The following is a 16,528-nucleotide window of genomic DNA, read 5'->3' on the forward strand; positions in this document are numbered from 1 at the left end:
GTCTGCAGATATCCCTCTGCAGTATTAGCATGCTCATCATGAAGGATGAGACGGGCCACCTGGTCGACGACGCCGACAGGCTGAAGGCGCTGACCCACCCGATGCGCCGCACGATGCTGCGCCATCTGTCCGGCGGTCCTGCCACCTCGACGACCCTGGGTGAGCTGCTCGGCGCGAAGACCGGCACGACCAGCTACCACCTGAGGCAGCTGGAGAAGTACGGGTTCATCGAGGAGATCCCCGAGCGCTCCACCGGCCGGGAGCGCTGGTGGCGCAGGGTGGAGGCGACCAGGGACATCCGCCTGCCCACGCCGGACCAACTGGCCCCGCAGGACCGCCCGGCGCTGGAGGCCTTCCACCAGGCCTGGATGGCGGAGGAGCGGGAGCTGCTCGACCGCTTCCCTGCCGCCTACCTGCGGGATCCCGCGTGGGCGAAGGCCTCGCGGGGGATGGCGCACGTGAGCGCGCAGGAGCTGGACGCCTTCTTCGAGGAGTACATCGCGCTGCTGCGCAAATACAGCCATCGCGACGCGGCCCCGGACGCGCGCGCGGTCATGGTGCGCCTGCTCGCCTTTCCCTGGGACTCATCCGAGCAGGAGTAGGCGGCGCGCGGACAGCGGTATGGGGGGAGCCAAGGCTCCCCCCCATACCGACTGTGAAACGTGAAGCCGTTGCCCTTAGTCCAGGTAGTCGCGCAGGACCTGGGAGCGGCTCGGGTGACGGAGCTTGGACATGGTCTTGGACTCGATCTGACGGATGCGCTCGCGCGTCACGCCGTAGACCTTGCCGATCTCGTCCAGCGTCTTCGGCTGCCCGTCGGTGAGGCCGAAGCGCATCGACACGACGCCCGCCTCGCGCTCCGACAGCGTGTCGAGAACGGAGTGCAGCTGCTCCTGCAGCAGCGTGAAGCTGACGGCGTCGGCCGGGACGATGGCCTCGGAGTCCTCGATGAGGTCACCGAACTCGCTGTCGCCCTCCTCACCCAGCGGGGTGTGGAGCGAGATGGGCTCGCGCCCGTACTTCTGGACCTCGACCACCTTCTCGGGGGTCATGTCCAGCTCTCGGGCGAGCTCCTCCGGCGTGGGCTCGCGGCCCAGGTCCTGCAGCATCTGCCGCTGGACGCGGGCCAGCTTGTTGATCACTTCGACCATGTGGACCGGGATGCGGATGGTCCGCGCCTGGTCGGCCATGGCACGCGTGATCGCCTGCCGGATCCACCACGTGGCGTAGGTGGAGAACTTGTAGCCCTTGGTGTAGTCGAACTTCTCCACCGCGCGGATCAGGCCCAGGTTGCCCTCCTGGATGAGGTCCAGGAAGAGCATGCCGCGGCCGGTGTAGCGCTTGGCCAGCGAGACCACCAGACGGAGGTTGGCCTCCAGCAGGTGGTTCTTGGCCCTGCGGCCGTCCTCGGCGATCCACTCGAGCTCGGCGCGGACGTCGACCGGCAGGCTGTCGGTCTCGCCGCCGCCGAGCTGCTCCTCGGCGAACAGGCCGGCCTCGATGCGCTTGGCGAGCTCGACCTCCTGCTCGGCGTTGAGCAGGGGGACCTTGCCGATCTGCTTGAGGTAGTCCTTGACCGGGTCGGCGGTGGCGCCGGCGGCGGCCACCTGGGCGACCGGGGCGTCATCGTCGTCGTCGGACAGGATGAGGACCTCGTCCTCGACCTTCTCGACCGCGGCCACCTCGGCGGGCTTGGGCCCGTCCTCGGACTCCTCGGAGTCGTCGGAGTCGTCCCCGCCGTCGCTGTCGTCGGAGTCGTCCTCGGCGACGATCTCCTCGTCGTCGACCTCGATGTCCTCGAGGTCCTCCAGCTCCACGTCGCCGTCGAGCTCGAGGTCCTCTTCCTCGTCGGTCTCGGCCTTGGAGTCGGCAGGCCCAGCGTTGTCAGGCTTGGCCTTGTTGGCGGGCGGCGCGGGCGCCGCCTTCTTGGCCGCGGGCGCGGCCTTCTTGGCAGGGGCCGGCTTCTTGGCGGCCGGCTCGGCTTCGACGGTGCCCACGACCGCGGTCACGGTCTCGGGCTGCTGCTCTTTGGCGGCCGCTGCGGCCTTGGTCTTGACGGGGGCAGCGGTGCGGCGCTTTGCTGGACCACGAGACTTCTTCGGCGCAGCCGAATCCGCGGCGGTCACCACCACGGTCACGCCCTCTTTGCTGAGGTTCCGCAAGAACGCGGCGGCGTGCGACATGGGGATGTCCGCCTCCTCGAAGGCTTGACGGACATCCTCAGACTCGAGGAAACCCTGCGAGCGCCCACGCTCGAGCAGTCGCTGAATGACGGGCTCGTTCAGCTCTTGTGGCTTCGAGCGAGTCGAACTTGCAGGCGACACGAACACCTCTCGAACGAACACGTGGCGACAATGGACCCAGATGGCCGGTGGGGGATCGTCTGGAGCTTTGACGGACCTGCTCAGCATTCTGGCACGACCACGCACTCCATACGGCCACCTCCCGGCGGTTGACCTCCACCCTAGGCCGACCCGGACAGTAGTGCGTACGTAAGCGCGCCACTGATACCCGAAAGCAACCCTTATGACTGATTCATTCAGTCACTCTTCGTGGCTGGCGGTACGTGAATGGCCAGGGCGGTAACGTCATCATCCTGTTCATATCCAGACAACATCCGGTCAACCAGGAAGTCCAACAACATATGCGGACTACTGACCACCTCAGGCGGAGCTTCGGTCACAACACTGCAAATCTCTGCCAGTCCGGCATCCAGCCCGCGCTTCCTGTTCTCGACGAGACCGTCGGAGTAGAGCACGGCTGTATGGCCGGGCGGCACCACGAACCGGAACTGCCTGCGGCTGGTCGGCCAGCCTAGCGGAGTACCGGGCTCGGCGTCGCACAGGATCGCCGTGCCCTGAGGAGAAACCAGCACGGGTGGCGGGTGACCGGCCAGCGCCAGCGTGCCCTCGCCGGTGACGGGCTCGACGACCATGTAGGCCAGCGTGGTGACCTGCTCCTCCTCCTCGGTGGCCTCGAAGACCCGGTCGAGACCGGTCAGCACGGCCGCGGGCGGCGGATTGGTCAGGGCCAGCGCCCGCATCGCGTTGCGGATGCGGCCCATACCCGCCGCGGCCTTGACGCCCTTGCCCATGACGTCGCCGACGACGGCCGCGACCCGGCCGTCCTGCAGCACGAACGCGTCGTACCAGTCGCCGCCCACCTGGACGTGGCGGCTGCCGGAACGGAAGCGCTGGGCCAGCACCAGCCCCTTGACGACGGGCAGGCGGTCGGGCAGCAGGCTGCGCTGCAGCGTCTCGGCGGTGCGGTGCTCGCGCTCGAACAGCGTGGCCCGCTCGACGGCCAGCGCGCACTGGCCGGCCAGCGCCTCCAGGAAGACGCCGTCCTCCTGGGAGATCTTCTGCGGCCTGGTGAAGGAGAAGCGCAGCGCGCCCAGCGCCCGGCCCGCCGCGAGCAGCGGCAGGCCCACCCAGGCCCGCTCGTCGCTGTGGGCCAGGTAGCTGGTCAGCACCTCCTCGTCGCCGCCCGCCTCGAGCAGCTGGGCCTTCAGCGACTCGGGGGACTCGGCGAACACCGGCCTGCGGCTGTTGACCGCCATGGTCATCACGCTGGAGTGCGACAGCGGGATCTCCTCGCCCGCCGTACCCGAGGCCTCGGGGACGCCCTCGCCGTTGATCAGCTTGAGCGCGGCCCTGTCGGTGTCGAGCAGCGCGACCGCGGAGCGGTCGGCGGCCAGGGCCGTGCGGCCCACGTCGACGATGACCTGCATGACCTGCTCGACCGTCAGCGCCTCGGCCAGCATGGCCGTGGCGCCCTGCAGCCTCGCGGTGCGCAGGGCGGCGGCGCCGAGCTGGTCGGTCAGCCTGCCGCGCATCTCCTCGGCCTCGCGCTGCGGCGTGACGTCGGTGTTCGCGCCGACCCACTCCACGACCCTGCCGTGCCTGATGATCGGTACGGCGCGCACCTCGAAGTGCCGGTAGCCGCTGGCCCGGGTGCGGACCCGGTAGTTCCACTCGAACATGGTCCGGCCGCGCAGCGCCTCGCGCCAGGCCTCCTCGGTCTGCTGGCGCTCCTCCGGGTGCACCACGTCGAGCCAGCCGTGGGCGAGGTACTCCTCCAGACCCTGGCCGGTGATCGCGCGCCACTGCGGCGCGTCCTCGACGACGGCGCCGGTGGGCGAGGTGATCCAGACCAGCTGCGACTGGGCCTCCACCAGCGAGCGGTAGCGCTCCTCGCTGCGGCGGAGATCCTCCTCGGTCTGGCGGCTCTCGGTCACGTCCAGCCCCACCAGGGCGACCGCCCGCAGCTCGCCCTCGGCGTCGTGCACGGGCGAGAAGGACAGTGACCACTGCTGGTTGTTGCCGTCGGGGGTGCGCACGCGGACGCGTCCCTCGGTGACCGGCGCGTCGCTCTCGACCACGGCCTGGACGGCGTGCGTGATCAGCTGGTTGAGATCGGCTGTCAAGGTCTCGGCCGGGGTGCGCCCGGCCAGCCGGTCGGCAGGCACGGCGACGACGTCGGTGAACACGTCGTTGACGCGCTGGAACTTGCCGTCAGCGGTGAAGAAGGCGAAGGCGAACTCCGCCTCAGACAGCAGGCCCTTGAAGAGGGCGGAGTCTGAGATGTCCACATCCGACTCCCGGGGACGAGGAACGGAGGTCTCGGCGCTCATGATCGGCACCTCCGTCGCGTGCCAGGGTCTCCCACGCGGCACATCTCCATAACTGTGTATCGGCGTAGCGCAGCTCCGGGCGACCGGATTCTGCAGTACATCATCGGCGATGGGCATGCATGGACGGAAGCCCCAGCCGCCATACGGTCAACGCATCCTGTCAAAATCGCTCCACGTTGCGCAGCAAGATCAGGCTACTTTGCCTTGGCCGCCCGCTTGGCCTCCTGCTTGGTGGACCGTACGCGGCCCAGGCTCTCGTCGTCGACCACGTCGGCCACCGACCGGAACGAGCCCTGCTCACCGTAGGCCCCCGCCGCCTCGCGCCAGCCGGGCGGCTCCACGCCGAGCTGCTTGCCGAGCAGCGCGACGAAGATCTGTGCCTTCTGCTTGCCGTAGCCCGGAAGGTCTTGCAGCCGCTTGAACAAGTCTTTGCCGTCGGCGGCCTCTGCCCAGATCCTGTCGGGCTTCCCGTCGTAGTGCTCGACGAGGTAGGCGGCCAACTGCTGGACACGGGCCGCCATCGACTTGGGATAGCGGTGCACGGCCGGCTTCTCGGCCAGCAGCGCGGCGAACGCCTCCGGGTCGTAGGAGGCGATCTCCTCGGCCGTCAGGTCGTGTCCGAGCCGCTCCGAGATGGTGTACGGACCCGTGAACGCCCACTCCATCGGGATCTGCTGATCAAGCAGCATGCCGACGAGCAGGGCGAGCGGACTGCGGCCGAGCAGTGCGTCGGCCTCGGTCCGCTGGGCGAGCTGGATGCGCATGAAGACAGCTTCGCACGAATGGCGCTCTCCCGTTCGTCGTCTGGTCGGGCACGCCCGACCAGACGAGGGAACCCCTGCCACATAACGAGAAACGAAGACAGGCCGCATGGAGGCTTGACACCCGCCCGAGAACGGATGGAATGAGAACGCAAGTCGCCCTGCGTCCGCTCCCGGGGGGTTTGCCCTCGGGCTTCCAGAGGAATCTCACGTCTATGCTCGCTCTGGCCACACGCTTCCCCAGGGAGCCGGTGAGTCTTCGGCTGGCCGAAGAGTTCCTGACCGTGCCCGTCGACACGATCGACCGATGTGTCGCAGACGTGTGCGCGTGCGCGGCTCACCTCGGCATCGACGCGACGCCCGACGTCGTCGAGCGCATCGCGCGTGAGCATCTGCTCGCCATCGTCAACTCGGCACCTCCGCCGCGGAACCCCCGGTAACATCGGGGTCACCAGGCCGCGTTAAACGCGCCGTTTACGCCTGGAATGCGAGAGAGTGAGGGCGTGCGCCGACACCGACGAGAACCCCGGGAGAGCACCCCGCCAGACGATGTGTTCAAGGAGATGGTGCAGGCGGCCCGCGAGCTGCTCGCCGTTCGCAGCCCCCTTGACGCGGAGTTGATGGTCTCCGACATGATCGGCGCCTGGTGGGGCAGGCGGGTGCATGGCGGCGACGTGGAGCAGGTCCTGGGCGAAGGTCTGGTGGATTTCGCCGCGAAGGCGGGCACTCCCGCGTCGCTGACGCTGCTGATCTGCCTGGCGTATCTCGGTACGGCACGCCAGGGCGCCAAGGCGGAGGGCGCGGCGCTGGCGATGATGGAGTCGGGCGTGGCGCGCCCCGGCTGGGCCGACCGGGTCGGCGCGGTCAAGCCGACCGGCTGCTGGGTCTCCCGCGACGCCTACGGCGACCAGGACACGGTGATCTGCACGTTCGCCTACAGCGGGCAGGACCGGCACGCGCTGGTCATGGTCGTCGACCACAACATGTCGGGGATGGCGCGCGACGCCTGGGTGTCCTCACATGTCGACAAGCTGCTCGAGCAGGCCAGGGCGGAGGCCGCGGGCAACCCGATGCTGCTGTTCGAGGAGATCGAGCCGCAGCAGGCCAGGGCGCTGCTCGAGTCGGCGATGAAGGCCACGGGCGAGCCGAAGACGCCGCCGCCGGTCAGCGACAGCTACAGCGCCTATCACGCCTTCGCCCGCTCCCGGCTCAAGGCGCTGCCGCCGGGGCGCAAGCGGCCCGCGCCGCTGCACATCGAGGCCCCCTACAGCCGTGAACGGCGGGCCATGCTGGCCGCCGAGTTCCTGGCCTCCGACGCGGCCGAGCACCTGTCGGACCCGTCGGCCGCCTCCCGCTGCGCCGACCACATCATCGACTACGGCTGCGAGCAGGACTTCGGGCGTCCCCTGCGGGTCAGCCCGACCAAGTGCGAGACGTTCCTGCTCGACTGGCTGCCGCGCAAGGTGATGCTGAGCCAGGCCGAGCAGGAGGCGATGCCGCACGCGCTGTCGGCGTGGGTGCGTTTCGCGGCCCGCCGTACCGCGCTGCCCGAGCAGGGGCTGAAGGCGACGCTGGACGCGGTGTGGGAGGCGACGGGCAAGTTCCCCGAGGCCTACCGCGATCCGACCTCGTTCGGGCTCGACCGGCCGCTGCTGGAGCGGCTGCTGCCTGACGGCGACCTGTCGGCGCTGGCCAGGAGGGTGTTCGCGTTCCCCTTCCTGACGGGCACACACGGCGGGGTGTATCTGGACGACCTCAATCCGGCCGACGAGGCCGACCGGCGCACGCTGCTGGAGATCGACCACGTCGGCGCGGTCGACGAGGAGCACCTGGCCTGGCACGAGGAGATCGCGACCCGGCTGTGGGAGGGCGATCCGCCGCAGCTGTGGGAGGCCGCGCAGCGGCTGCTCGACCTGGGGCACGACCGGCACGACGTGCTGCACGTGCTGATCGAGATCGCCGAGCGGATCGGCGGCGACCCGGAGGAGCTGGCCGCCGCCCTGGACGACATCGCGGACATCCCCGACGAGATCTAGTCTCGTAGAATATTGTTCTATGTCGATGTACTCGCCGCTCGGGGCCGGTCGTTATCTCGCCTCGGAGCACACCCAGGGGCCGTGGGACACCGGCTCGCAGCACATGGGCCCGATGTCCGCGCTGATCGTGCACGAACTGGCGCAGACCGCGCCGCGGCCAGGGCTGGAGCTGTCGCGGCTGGCCGTGGACGTGTTCGGTCCCGTGCCCGTGGGCGAGCTGAGCGTGCGGACCGACGTGATCCGCGACGGCAAGCGCGTCCAGTGCCTGTCGGCCAGCGTGTGGTCGGGCTCCCGCGAGTACGCCCGGGCGACCGCGTGGCGCATCCGCGAGGCCGAGACGCCGCCGTCGGGTGCCCGGCAGGCGCCTCTCCCCATTCCTGAAAATTCCAGCGATTCATGGCTGGCGACGGGCTTCGGGTACGGCAGGGCCGTGGACTGGCGCTTCGTCAGCGGCGACGCCTTCGTGCCGGGGCCGGCCACGGTGTGGGGTCGGGTCAGAGTGCCGCTGGTCGAGGGCGAGGAGATCACGCCGCTGGAGCGGCTGGTCCTGTTCGCCGACAGCGGCAACGGCGTGAGCCCCACCCTGGATTTCGCAAAATATCTCTTCGTCAACGTCGATCTGGTGATCTCGCTGTTCCGTCCCCCGGCGGGCGAGTGGATCTGCCTGGACGCGGAAACCAGGACGGGACCGTCGGGGCGCGGGCTGACCCAGACCACGCTCTACGACGTCTCCGGCGAGGTGGGCACGGCGACCCAGACGTTGTTCGTCGCGCCGAGGTAGCCACTGCCATGATGGTGTCATGGTGATCGACCTCAACGCTGACCTGGGCGAGGGCTTCGGCATCTGGCACCTCGGCGACGACCTGGCGCTGCTCGACATCGTCACGAGCGCCAACGTCGCCTGCGGCTTCCACGCCGGCGACCCGGTGACGATCAGGCGCACCTGCGCGGCCGCCGTCGACCGCGGGGTGGCGATCGGGGCCCAGGTCTCCTATCGCGACCTGGCCCACTTCGGGCGCAGGGAGATGGACATGGAGCCCGAGGAGCTCTGCGCCGAGGTGCTGTACCAACTGGCCGCCGTCGACGGGATCGCCAGGGCGATGGGCGGGCGGGTCTCCTACGTCAAGCCGCACGGGGCGCTGTACAACCGCATCGTCCGCGACGAGGTGCAGGCCGCGGCCGTGATCGACGCCGTGGCCGACTACGACCCCGCGCTGCCCGTGCTCACCCTGCCCGGCTCCGCGGTGCACGCCGCGGCGGCGGCCGAGGGGGTGCCCACGGTCGCCGAGGCCTTCGCCGACCGGGCCTACACCGCCGCGGGCACGCTGGTGCCGCGGCGCGAGGAGGGCGCGGTGATCCACGACGCCGAGGCCGTCGCTGCGCGCGCCGTCCGCATGGCCGTCGCGGGCACGGTGACCGCCCAGGACGGCACCGAGGTGCCGGTTTCCGCCCGGTCCATCTGCGTCCACGGTGACACTCCCGACGCGGTACGGCTCGCGCAGGCCGTACGCGACGCGCTGCTGGGGGCCGGGGTGGCCCTCCAGGCGTTCGCGTGAGCATCAGGACTGCCGGGGAACACGGGCTGCTGGTTGAGACCGCGGGGCTCGAGGAGTCACACCGGCTCGACGCGCTGCTGCGGGAGCAGCGGCCCGAGGGCGTGGTGGAGATCGTCCCCGGCCCGTCGACGGTGCTGGTGGTGGCGCCCGGGGTGGACCCCGCGCGGTTGCGGGTCCAGCTGGAGGCGTTGCTGGCCCTCGCGTCACCGGCTCCTGGCGGCGAGCCCGCGGAGGCCGGCGAGGCGGTGGTCGTGCCGGTGGTCTACGACGGGGCCGATCTGGCCGACGTGGCGGCCGAGGCGGGGGTGCCGGTGGAGGAGGTCGTGGCGCGGCACACCGGACGGGAGCTGGTCGTGGGGTGGCTGGGGTTCGCGCCCGGGTTCGCCTATCTGACCGGGCTGGATCCGGTGCTGCACGTGCCCAGGCTGGCGACGCCGCGGACGTCCGTCCCCGCCGGGTCCGTGGCGATCGCCGGGCCGTACTCGGCCGTGTACCCGAGCGCGTCGCCCGGGGGGTGGCGGCTGCTCGGGCGAACCTCGCTGCGGGTGTGGGACGTCCGCGCCGACCCGCCGTCGCTGTTCCGCCCGGGGATGCGTGTGCGGTTCGAGGCCGCATGATCGAGGTGCTCGCGCCCGGGCCCTACGCGACCGTCCAGGACCTGGGGCGCCCCGGGTACGCCCATCTCGGGGTCCCGCACTCCGGCGCCGCCGACGCGGTCTCGCTGCGGCTGGGGAACCGGCTCGTGGGCAACCCCGAGGGCCTGGCGGGGATCGAGCTGACCTACGGCGGGGCGCGCCTGGCCTTCCGCTCCGGCGCCTGGATCGCGGTCACTGGCGCCCCCTGCCCGCTGTCCGTCCCGCCCTCCGCGGCGGGCGGGTGCGGCGTGCCGTTCTGGGTCCCGCCGGGCGGTGTGGTGGCCTTCGGCGCGCCCCGGTGGGGTCTGCGGACGTACGTGGCGGTCCGTGGCGGCATCGACGTCGAGCCGGTCCTGGGCAGCCGCTCCACCGACTCGCTCTCCGGCCTGGGCCCCGCTCCCCTGCGCCCCGGCACGGCGCTGCCCGTGGGCGTCCCCGGGCGCTCGGAGATCGTCGCGGACCTCGCCCCGCCCGGTGAACCCCCACCCGGCGTGCTGCGCGTGGTCCCCGGACCCCGGGACGACTGGTTCGTCCCGGGCGCGCTCGCGACCCTGTGCGGCTCGCCCTACCGGGTCACCCAGGACAGCAACCGCGTCGGCGTCCGCCTCTCGGGCCCCGGGCTCGCCCGCTCCCGGACCGGCGAACTCCCCAGCGAGGGCATGGTCCCCGGCGCGATCCAGGTCCCGCCCAGCGGGCAGCCCATCGTCTTCCTCGCCGACCACCCGCCCACGGGCGGCTACCCCGTCATCGCCGTCCTGCGCACCTGCGACCTCCCCATCGCCGCCCAACTTCCCCCCGGCACCCCCGTCCGCTTCACCCTGCACGCCTAGAGGAGCGGCTCCTGCTGGGTGATGCAGTGAATGCCGCCGCCCAGCGCGAAGATGGCCCGGGCGTCGACGAACTCGATCGCCCGGCCGGGGAACAGTTCGGCGAACTGCCCGGCGATCTCGGCGTCTCTGGGGTCGTCGAAGGAGCAGAGCAGGACCAGGCCGTTGGCCAGGTAGTGGTTGATGTAGGAGTAGTCGACGAGCTTGCCGTCGGCCTCGGTGACGGTGGGCGCGGGCACCTCCACGACATCCAGCGGCCGGCCTCTGGCGTCGGTCGAGGCGCGCAGGATGGCCAGGTTCTCGCGCGTGACCTCGTAGTCGGGGTGCAGCGGATCAGGCTGCACGTGACACAGCACCAGGCCGGGCCGCGCGAAGCAGGCCAGGAGGTCGACGTGGCCGTTGGTGCCGTAGCCGCCGTAGTCGGCGGTCAGCCCGCGCGGCAGCCAGATGACCTTCTGGACCCCGAGCAGCCGGCGGAGTTCGGCCTCCGCGTCGGCCTTGGTCCATCCGGGGTTGCGGCGCGGGTCGAGCTGCACGGTCTCGGTGACCAGTACGGTGCCCTCGCCGTCGACGTGGATGCCGCCGCCCTCGCCGACCATGCCGGTCCGGTGCCGGGGAACGCCGATCCGGTCCAATACGGACGCCGCCACCTGGTCGTCCTTCTCGTACGGTGCCCAGCCCCAGCCGTTGAAGGTCCAGTCGACGCCGTGCAGCGCGCCCTCGTGCTCGACGAAGGTCGGGCCGTTGTCGCGCAGCCAGCAGTCGTCCAGTGGCTGCTCCACCACCTCCACCCGGGGATCGAGCCAGGCGGCGGCCGACGCCTTCTCCGACGGGTCGACCAGCATGGTGACCGGCTCGTGGCCGACGATCGTGTTGGCCACCGACGACCAGGCCCGGTAGGACTCCTCGGGGGTCTGCAGCACGTAGCCGACGGGCCAGGACATCCAGGTACGGCGGTGCGGCCGCCACTCAGGAGGCATGAACACGAGGGGCTCCTTAGAGGAAGTAGAGACGGTTGAGGGAGACCGAATCGGCCGGCTCCGCGTGCAGGGGGTCGCCGTCGAGGGTGACCAGGCCGTACGGGTCGACCTCGACGTGGCCGAGCCTGGCATTGCGCACCAGCGAGGCGGGGCCGATGCCGCGGGTGCCGCGCACGCCGACGCGGCGCCGCCTGGTGGGCATCCGGTCGCCGTCGGCCGCGGCCTGGGCGACGAAGGCCACCGACAGGTCCGCGGCGGTGGCGCCGTGCGCGCCGAACTGCGGGCCGAGCACCAGCGGCTGGCAGGTGTCGGTGGAGGCGTTGGGGTCGCCCGTCACGCCGTAGGCGGGGAAGCCGGCCTTCAGCACCAGTTGGGGCTTGGCGCCGAAGTAGGCGGGCTGCCACAGCACGATGTCGGCCAGCTTGCCGGCCTCCAGGGAGCCGACCTCGTGCGCCAGCCCGTGCGCGATGGCCGGGTTGATCGTGAGCTTGGCCAGGTAGCGCAGCACCCGCTCGTTGTCGTTCCTGTCGGGCGCGCCGAGGTCGGCCTTCATCTTGCCCGCCATGGCGAAGGTACGGCGCACGGTCTCACCCGCGCGGCCCATGCCCTGGGCGTCGGAGGAGGTGATGCCGATGACGCCCAGGTCGTGCAGGACGTCCTCGGCGCCCATGGTGCCGGCCCTGATCCGGTCGCGGGCCAGCGCGGCGTCGCCGGGCAGGTCGAGCTTGAGCCCGTGCACCGAGACGATCATGCCGTGGTGCTCGGCCAGCGCGTCCCTGCCGTAGGGCAGCGTGGGGTTGGTGGAGGAGCCGATCACGTTGGGCACGCCGGCCAGCTTGAGCACGTTGGGCACGTGCCCGCCTCCGCAGCCCTCGATGTGGAAGGCGTGGATGGTCCTGCCCTCGAGCACGGCGAGCGTGTCCTCCACCGACAGGCACTCGTTCAGCCCGTCGGTGTGCAGCGCCACCTGCACGTCGTGCTCCTCGGCCACGCGCAGCGCGGTGTCGAGCGCCCGGGTGTGCGCGCCCATGTCCTCGTGCACCTTGAACCCGGACGCGCCTCCTTCGACCAGCGCCTCGACCAGCGGCGCGGGGTCGGAGGAGGAGCCGCGGGCCAGGAAGCCGATGTTCACCGGCCAGGCGTCGAAGGCGTTGAAGGCATGGCGCAGCGCCCAGGGCGAGTTCACCCCGACGCCCCACACGGGCCCGAACTCCTGCCCGATGATCGTGGTCACGCCGGAGGCGAGCGACGCCTCCATGATCCGGGGCGACATCAGGTGCACGTGCGTGTCGATCGCGCCGGCGGTGGCGATGAGCCCCTCGCCGGAGACGATCGTGGTGCCGGTGCCGACGACCACGTCCACGCCGTCGAGCGTGTCGGGGTTACCGGCGCGGCCGACGGCGTGGATGCGTCCCTCGCGGATGCCGATGGAGGCACTGCGCACGCCCAGGATCGGATCCAGGATCAGCACGTTGCTGATCACCAGGTCGCAGGTCTCGCGCACCGAGGCGGCCTTCAGATGCAGCCCGTCGCGCGCGGTCTTGCCGAACCCGGCCAGGAACTCCTCGCCGGGCAGCTGCGAGTCGTGCTCGACCTCGACCACGAGACCGGAGTCGCCCAGCCGTACCCTGTCGCCGGTGCGGTAGCCGTACAGGCTCATCATGCCCCCAGATATCCGCAGGCTCGCGCCCGCTCCATCGCCGACTCGAACGCGCCCTGCGCGTCGAGCGGCCCGTCCACCAGGCCCGCGAAGCCGATCGCCACCCGGGCGCCGCCGATCGGCGTCAGCGCGACCGTCCGGGTGGCGCCGGGGTCGAAGCGGACCGTGGAGCCGGCGGGCACGGCCAGCCGGCGGCCGTAGCCGAGCGCCCGCTCGAAGCTCAGGCGCGGGTTGACCTCGAAGAAGTGGAAGTGCGAGGTGACGCTGATCGGCACCGTCGCGGTGTTGGTCACGGCCACCTCGACGCTGTCGAGCACCGGCTCCGGGTGTACGGCGGGCAGCACCGCGCCGGGGGCGTGCTCGCCGAGCGAGCCGCCGCCGAAGGGGTCGGTCACCACGGCCAGCCGGGAGCCGTCGTCGAAGACGGCCTCGACCTGGATCTCGGTCAGGATGTCCGGCACGCCGGGCAGCACGTCGTCAGGCCCGAGCACCGAGCGGCCCGCCTCGATGGCGTCGGCCAGCCGGGCGCCGGAGCGGGCGGCTTCGCACACCGCGTCGCACACCAGCGCGGTGGCTTCCGGCACGTTCAGCCGCAGCCCTCGGGCAAACCGGGCGCGGGCCAGCTCGGCCGCGGTGAACAGCAGCAGCCGGTCGCGCTCCGTGGGAGTGAGTCTCACGGCGTTCCTCCGGAAAGTTAGAGCGGAGCTCAAGATTTGAGCGCGAGTCTAACCCGTGTGTCGGTAGCGTGGGAACGTGAGACTTCGACCGGACATGCGGGCCCACGTCCTGCAGGCCGCGCTGCAGGCCATCGAGGAGGTCGGGTTCGACCGGCTGCGTGTCAAGGACGTCGCCGACAGGGCGGACATGAGCACCGGCCACGTCCTGTACTACTTCGGCAACCGCGACCGGATCATCGTCGCCACGCTGCTGATGAGCGAGGCCGACCTGGACGAGCGCCGCAGGGCCGAGCTGGCGGGACTCACTCCGCCGGACGCGCTGGTCCGGCTGGTCGAGTTGTACCTGCCCAGGAGCGCGCAGGACGTGCGGTGGCGGCTGTGGGCCCAGGTGATCGCCAGGCCGCCGGGCGACGCCGAGACGCTGGCCAGGCTGGACGGGTTCTTCCACTCCTGGTCGGGCGAGCTGGCCGGCATCGTCAGGCAGCTGTCGCCGGCGCTCGACGCCGAGGACTTCGCCGCCCGGCACTGCCGGATGATGGACGGGCTGAGCAGCGACGTGCTGCTAGGCGTCAGAGACGCGGGCTGGGCCCGCGAGACCGCCCTGGCCGCCATGCGCAGAGAGCTCTAGCCTGGCCGCCAGCCCGTCGAGCAGCAGGCCCAGGGCCAGTTCGAAGCCGCGCTCGTCGAGCCGGGCCGAGTCCTCGAGCGCGGCGGCCAGCGTGGGGTAGCTCGGGCGGTAGTCCGCGGGGGCGCGGTCGAAACCCGCGGTGTAGGTCTCCACGGCCGAACCCAGCACCAGGTAGTCGACCGCCGCCGACACCTCGGCGGCCAGGCTCGCCGTACATCCCGCCGCGACCAGAGCGGCCATCAGCTTCTCGTAGCCCAGCAGTGCCCGTGACGCGGCCACCCGGCGGCGGGCGATGAGCGCGATCGTGTTCGGGTGGCCGAGCCAGACGCGCCGGTAGCCGCGGGCGTACTCCGCCACGCCCTCCCGCCAGTCGGGCCGGTCGAGCGGGCGCAGGTCGATCTCCTCGTTGACCAGCTCCGAGACGGCGTCGAGCAGCTCGTCCTTGGAGGCGATGTGGTTGTACAGCGAGGCGCCCTTCACGCCGAGGCGGGACGCGAGCGCGCGCATGGTCAGCATCTCGACCCCCTCTTCGTCGAGCATGTCGAGGGCGGCGCGGGCGATGATCTCGCGGCTCAGCAGGGCCTGACTGGGTCTCGGCATGATCTGGCCAGAATACGGGCTTCCCAAACCGGCGGAAGGCGCTTATCGTGCCGTAGCTAACAACGTTAGTTTTACGCTCCGTGAGGTGCCCTTGAACGACACCGATCAGCTCCACGCCCTCGGCTACCGGCAGGAACTGCGCCGCAGCCTGTCCGTCCTGGGCAACATCACCATGGGTTTCGCCGTCGTGGCCCCCGTGGTCGCGCTCTACTCGGTGGCGCAGGTCGGCACCACGCTCGCGGGGCCCGCCTGGGTGCTGACCCTGCCGTTCGTGCTCCTGGGCCAACTGCTCGTGGTGTACGTCTACGCCGAGTTGGTGGCTCGCTGGCCGCTGGCGGGCGGGCCGTACCAGTGGGGGAGGCGGCTCGTCGGGCCGGCCTACGGGTGGCTCGGCGGCTGGGTGTGGCAGTTCGCCGTGATGTTCGGCAACACCACCGTCGCATACCTGGCCGCGCCCTGGGTCTTCGCGCTCGTGGGCGTCGAGCCCACGCCCGGCGGGCTGGTGGCCGTGGCCATCGGCGTCGTCGTCCTGGCCACCTTCGTCAACGCCTACGGGATCAACGTGCTGCGCCTGTTCGTCGGGCTCGGCATCGCCGCGGAGGCCGTCGCCTCGGTGCTCGTCGGGCTGGCGCTGCTGCTGGTCTTCAGGCAGCATCCCTTCGCGCTGCTCACCCGGACGCTGGGCGCCGAGGAGCTGTCGGGCTCGACCTTCTCGGCCTTCCTCGCCGTCATCGCGGTCGCCGGCTGGGCCTTCATCGGCTTCGACGCCTGCGTCTCCACCGCCGAGGAGACCAAGGACGCCTCCCGCCAGGTGCCGCGTGCCATGTGGTGGGCGCTGCTCAGCGTCGGCTCGGTCGTCATACTCAACGCGGTCGCCGTCGGCGTGGCGCACCCCGATCCGGCCGCCGTGGCCGCGGGTCGCGACCTCGACCCGGTCACCACCGCGGTCGTGCACGGCTTCGGCTCCTGGTCCGACAAACCCTTCGTGATCGTCGTGCTGACCAGCTTCCTCGCCTGCGCCATGGCCTCGCAGGGCGGCGCGGCGCGCGGGCTGTACTCCCTGGCCCGCGACGACGTCTTTCCCTTCGCGCGGTTCGTCAAGCGGGTCAACGCACGGCAGGCGCCGATCGGCGGGCTGGTCACCGGAGGCCTCATCAGCGCGGCAGGGCTGCTGTTCGGGCTGGAGAGCAGCGCCATCGGGAGCCTGATCTCCTTCGGCACCGCGGCCACCTTCCTGCCGTTCTTCCTGGTCGCGGTGGCCGCGCTCGCCGGAAGAGCGCGTGGCCTGCTGCCGCGCTCTCCCGGACGCACCGCGCTGACCGTGCTCGCGCTGCTGTGGACCGGCTTCGAGCTGGTCAACGTGTGGTGGCCGCGCGAGGTGCTGGCGCCGCCCGGTGCGCCCTGGTACCAGGTGTGGGCCGCCTTCATCGGCGGGGCCGTGGTGATCGGTGGCGGCCTTGCCTACCTGGTGGTCCGGCGGCCGCAAGAACGGCTGGCGCCGGTGGTGGCCGCCGTCTCGGACTCCGCCTGATTCC

The 16,528-nt window shown here is 71.2% G+C and carries 16 protein-coding genes; 9 read left to right on the forward strand and 7 right to left on the reverse strand.

The window, feature by feature from the left end:
- Window positions 1-38: 38 nt before the first annotated feature.
- On the forward strand, window positions 39-602 hold the full coding sequence (locus tag KIK09_RS18605; RefSeq protein ID WP_250573242.1) for an ArsR/SmtB family transcription factor: 564 nt from the start codon (window positions 39-41) through the stop codon (window positions 600-602).
- 75 nt (window positions 603-677) lie between these two features.
- Here the strand turns inward: KIK09_RS18605 and KIK09_RS18610 are convergent, their stop codons facing one another.
- The 3 genes from KIK09_RS18610 to KIK09_RS18620 all read right to left on the reverse strand — a co-directional run bounded on the left by KIK09_RS18610 (window position 678) and on the right by KIK09_RS18620 (window position 5,397).
- Window positions 678-2,324: an RNA polymerase sigma factor gene (locus KIK09_RS18610; protein ID WP_214320743.1), complete on the reverse strand. Its 1,647-nt coding sequence runs from the start codon at window positions 2,322-2,324 to the stop codon at window positions 678-680.
- A 215-nt stretch (window positions 2,325-2,539) separates the two neighbouring features.
- On the reverse strand, window positions 2,540-4,633 hold the full coding sequence (locus tag KIK09_RS18615) for a SpoIIE family protein phosphatase (protein WP_214320461.1): 2,094 nt from the start codon (window positions 4,631-4,633) through the stop codon (window positions 2,540-2,542).
- Window positions 4,634-4,827: 194 nt separating this feature from the next.
- Complete coding sequence (locus KIK09_RS18620; protein ID WP_214320462.1) at window positions 4,828-5,397, reverse strand: HhH-GPD-type base excision DNA repair protein; 570 nt, start codon at window positions 5,395-5,397, stop codon at window positions 4,828-4,830.
- A gap of 248 nt (window positions 5,398-5,645) precedes the next feature.
- Here KIK09_RS18620 and KIK09_RS18625 point away from each other — a divergent pair, with 248 nt between their 5' ends.
- The 6 genes from KIK09_RS18625 (at window position 5,646) to KIK09_RS18650 (ending at window position 10,451) form a co-directional block, all read left to right on the forward strand.
- Window positions 5,646-5,834 carry a hypothetical protein gene (locus KIK09_RS18625; RefSeq protein ID WP_308164176.1) on the forward strand — a complete coding sequence of 63 codons (189 nt, stop codon included), beginning with the start codon at window positions 5,646-5,648 and terminating at the stop codon, window positions 5,832-5,834.
- 123 nt (window positions 5,835-5,957) lie between these two features.
- Window positions 5,958-7,430: a hypothetical protein gene (locus KIK09_RS18630; protein ID WP_214320464.1), complete on the forward strand. Its 1,473-nt coding sequence runs from the start codon at window positions 5,958-5,960 to the stop codon at window positions 7,428-7,430.
- 19 nt (window positions 7,431-7,449) lie between these two features.
- On the forward strand, window positions 7,450-8,211 hold the full coding sequence (locus KIK09_RS18635; protein WP_214320465.1) for a thioesterase family protein: 762 nt from the start codon (window positions 7,450-7,452) through the stop codon (window positions 8,209-8,211).
- Between the two features lie 19 nt (window positions 8,212-8,230).
- Entirely contained in the window at window positions 8,231-8,986 is a 756-nt protein-coding gene (locus KIK09_RS18640) for a LamB/YcsF family protein (protein ID WP_214320466.1), read from the forward strand.
- On the forward strand, window positions 8,983-9,603 hold the full coding sequence (locus KIK09_RS18645; RefSeq protein ID WP_214320467.1) for a 5-oxoprolinase subunit B family protein: 621 nt from the start codon (window positions 8,983-8,985) through the stop codon (window positions 9,601-9,603). The genes KIK09_RS18640 and KIK09_RS18645 overlap by 4 nt, the downstream gene beginning before the upstream one ends.
- Window positions 9,600-10,451, forward strand: coding sequence for a 5-oxoprolinase subunit C family protein (locus tag KIK09_RS18650; protein ID WP_214320468.1), 852 nt, complete (start codon window positions 9,600-9,602; stop codon window positions 10,449-10,451). Before KIK09_RS18645 ends, KIK09_RS18650 begins: the two co-directional genes overlap by 4 nt.
- On the opposite strand, the gene KIK09_RS18655 is transcribed toward KIK09_RS18650, so the two are convergent.
- From KIK09_RS18655 to ureA, 3 genes are read right to left on the reverse strand one after another with little or no spacing between them, the layout of a single operon-like run.
- Complete coding sequence (locus tag KIK09_RS18655; RefSeq protein WP_214320744.1) at window positions 10,448-11,428, reverse strand: agmatine deiminase family protein; 981 nt, start codon at window positions 11,426-11,428, stop codon at window positions 10,448-10,450. The two genes, KIK09_RS18650 and KIK09_RS18655, sit on opposite strands and share 4 nt — an antisense overlap.
- Window positions 11,429-11,444: 16 nt before the next feature.
- Complete coding sequence (locus KIK09_RS18660; RefSeq protein WP_250573244.1) at window positions 11,445-13,091, reverse strand: urease subunit alpha; 1,647 nt, start codon at window positions 13,089-13,091, stop codon at window positions 11,445-11,447.
- Window positions 13,088-13,765, reverse strand: a complete 678-nt coding sequence (ureA, locus tag KIK09_RS18665) for an urease subunit gamma (RefSeq protein ID WP_214320469.1) — start codon at window positions 13,763-13,765, stop codon at window positions 13,088-13,090. The genes KIK09_RS18660 and ureA overlap by 4 nt, the downstream gene beginning before the upstream one ends.
- Before the next feature lie 76 nt (window positions 13,766-13,841).
- Between ureA and KIK09_RS18670 the strand changes: the two genes are divergently transcribed.
- A complete protein-coding gene (locus tag KIK09_RS18670; RefSeq protein ID WP_214320470.1) occupies window positions 13,842-14,393 on the forward strand; it encodes a TetR/AcrR family transcriptional regulator in 552 nt (183 codons plus the stop codon).
- Here KIK09_RS18670 and KIK09_RS18675 read toward each other — a convergent pair.
- Window positions 14,328-14,993 carry a TetR/AcrR family transcriptional regulator gene (locus KIK09_RS18675; RefSeq protein WP_214320471.1) on the reverse strand — a complete coding sequence of 222 codons (666 nt, stop codon included), beginning with the start codon at window positions 14,991-14,993 and terminating at the stop codon, window positions 14,328-14,330. The genes KIK09_RS18670 and KIK09_RS18675 overlap by 66 nt on opposite strands.
- Before the next feature lie 85 nt (window positions 14,994-15,078).
- On the opposite strand from KIK09_RS18675, the gene KIK09_RS18680 reads away from it, so the two are divergent.
- On the forward strand, window positions 15,079-16,524 hold the full coding sequence (locus KIK09_RS18680; protein ID WP_214320472.1) for an APC family permease: 1,446 nt from the start codon (window positions 15,079-15,081) through the stop codon (window positions 16,522-16,524).
- Window positions 16,525-16,528: the final 4 nt, after the last annotated feature.

Origin of the sequence: Nonomuraea sediminis, from assembly GCF_018531495.1 — a bacterium.
Classification (GTDB): Bacteria; Actinomycetota; Actinomycetes; order Streptosporangiales; family Streptosporangiaceae; genus Nonomuraea; species Nonomuraea sediminis.

Bases quoted from the DNA above. Each gene is read 5' to 3' on its own strand.
- KIK09_RS18605 (WP_250573242.1), top strand. From the start codon at position 39: ATGAAGGATGAGACGGGCCACCTGGTCGACGACGCCGACAGGCTGAAG.
- KIK09_RS18615 (WP_214320461.1), bottom strand. From the start codon at position 4,633: ATGAGCGCCGAGACCTCCGTTCCTCGTCCCCGGGAGTCGGATGTGGAC.
- KIK09_RS18620 (WP_214320462.1), bottom strand. From the start codon at position 5,397: ATGCGCATCCAGCTCGCCCAGCGGACCGAGGCCGACGCACTGCTCGGC.
- KIK09_RS18630 (WP_214320464.1), top strand. From the start codon at position 5,958: ATGGTGCAGGCGGCCCGCGAGCTGCTCGCCGTTCGCAGCCCCCTTGAC.
- KIK09_RS18635 (WP_214320465.1), top strand. From the start codon at position 7,450: ATGTCGATGTACTCGCCGCTCGGGGCCGGTCGTTATCTCGCCTCGGAG.
- KIK09_RS18640 (WP_214320466.1), top strand. From the start codon at position 8,231: ATGGTGATCGACCTCAACGCTGACCTGGGCGAGGGCTTCGGCATCTGG.
- KIK09_RS18650 (WP_214320468.1), top strand. From the start codon at position 9,600: ATGATCGAGGTGCTCGCGCCCGGGCCCTACGCGACCGTCCAGGACCTG.
- KIK09_RS18655 (WP_214320744.1), bottom strand. From the start codon at position 11,428: ATGCCTCCTGAGTGGCGGCCGCACCGCCGTACCTGGATGTCCTGGCCC.
- KIK09_RS18660 (WP_250573244.1), bottom strand. From the start codon at position 13,091: ATGATGAGCCTGTACGGCTACCGCACCGGCGACAGGGTACGGCTGGGC.
- KIK09_RS18675 (WP_214320471.1), bottom strand. From the start codon at position 14,993: ATGCCGAGACCCAGTCAGGCCCTGCTGAGCCGCGAGATCATCGCCCGC.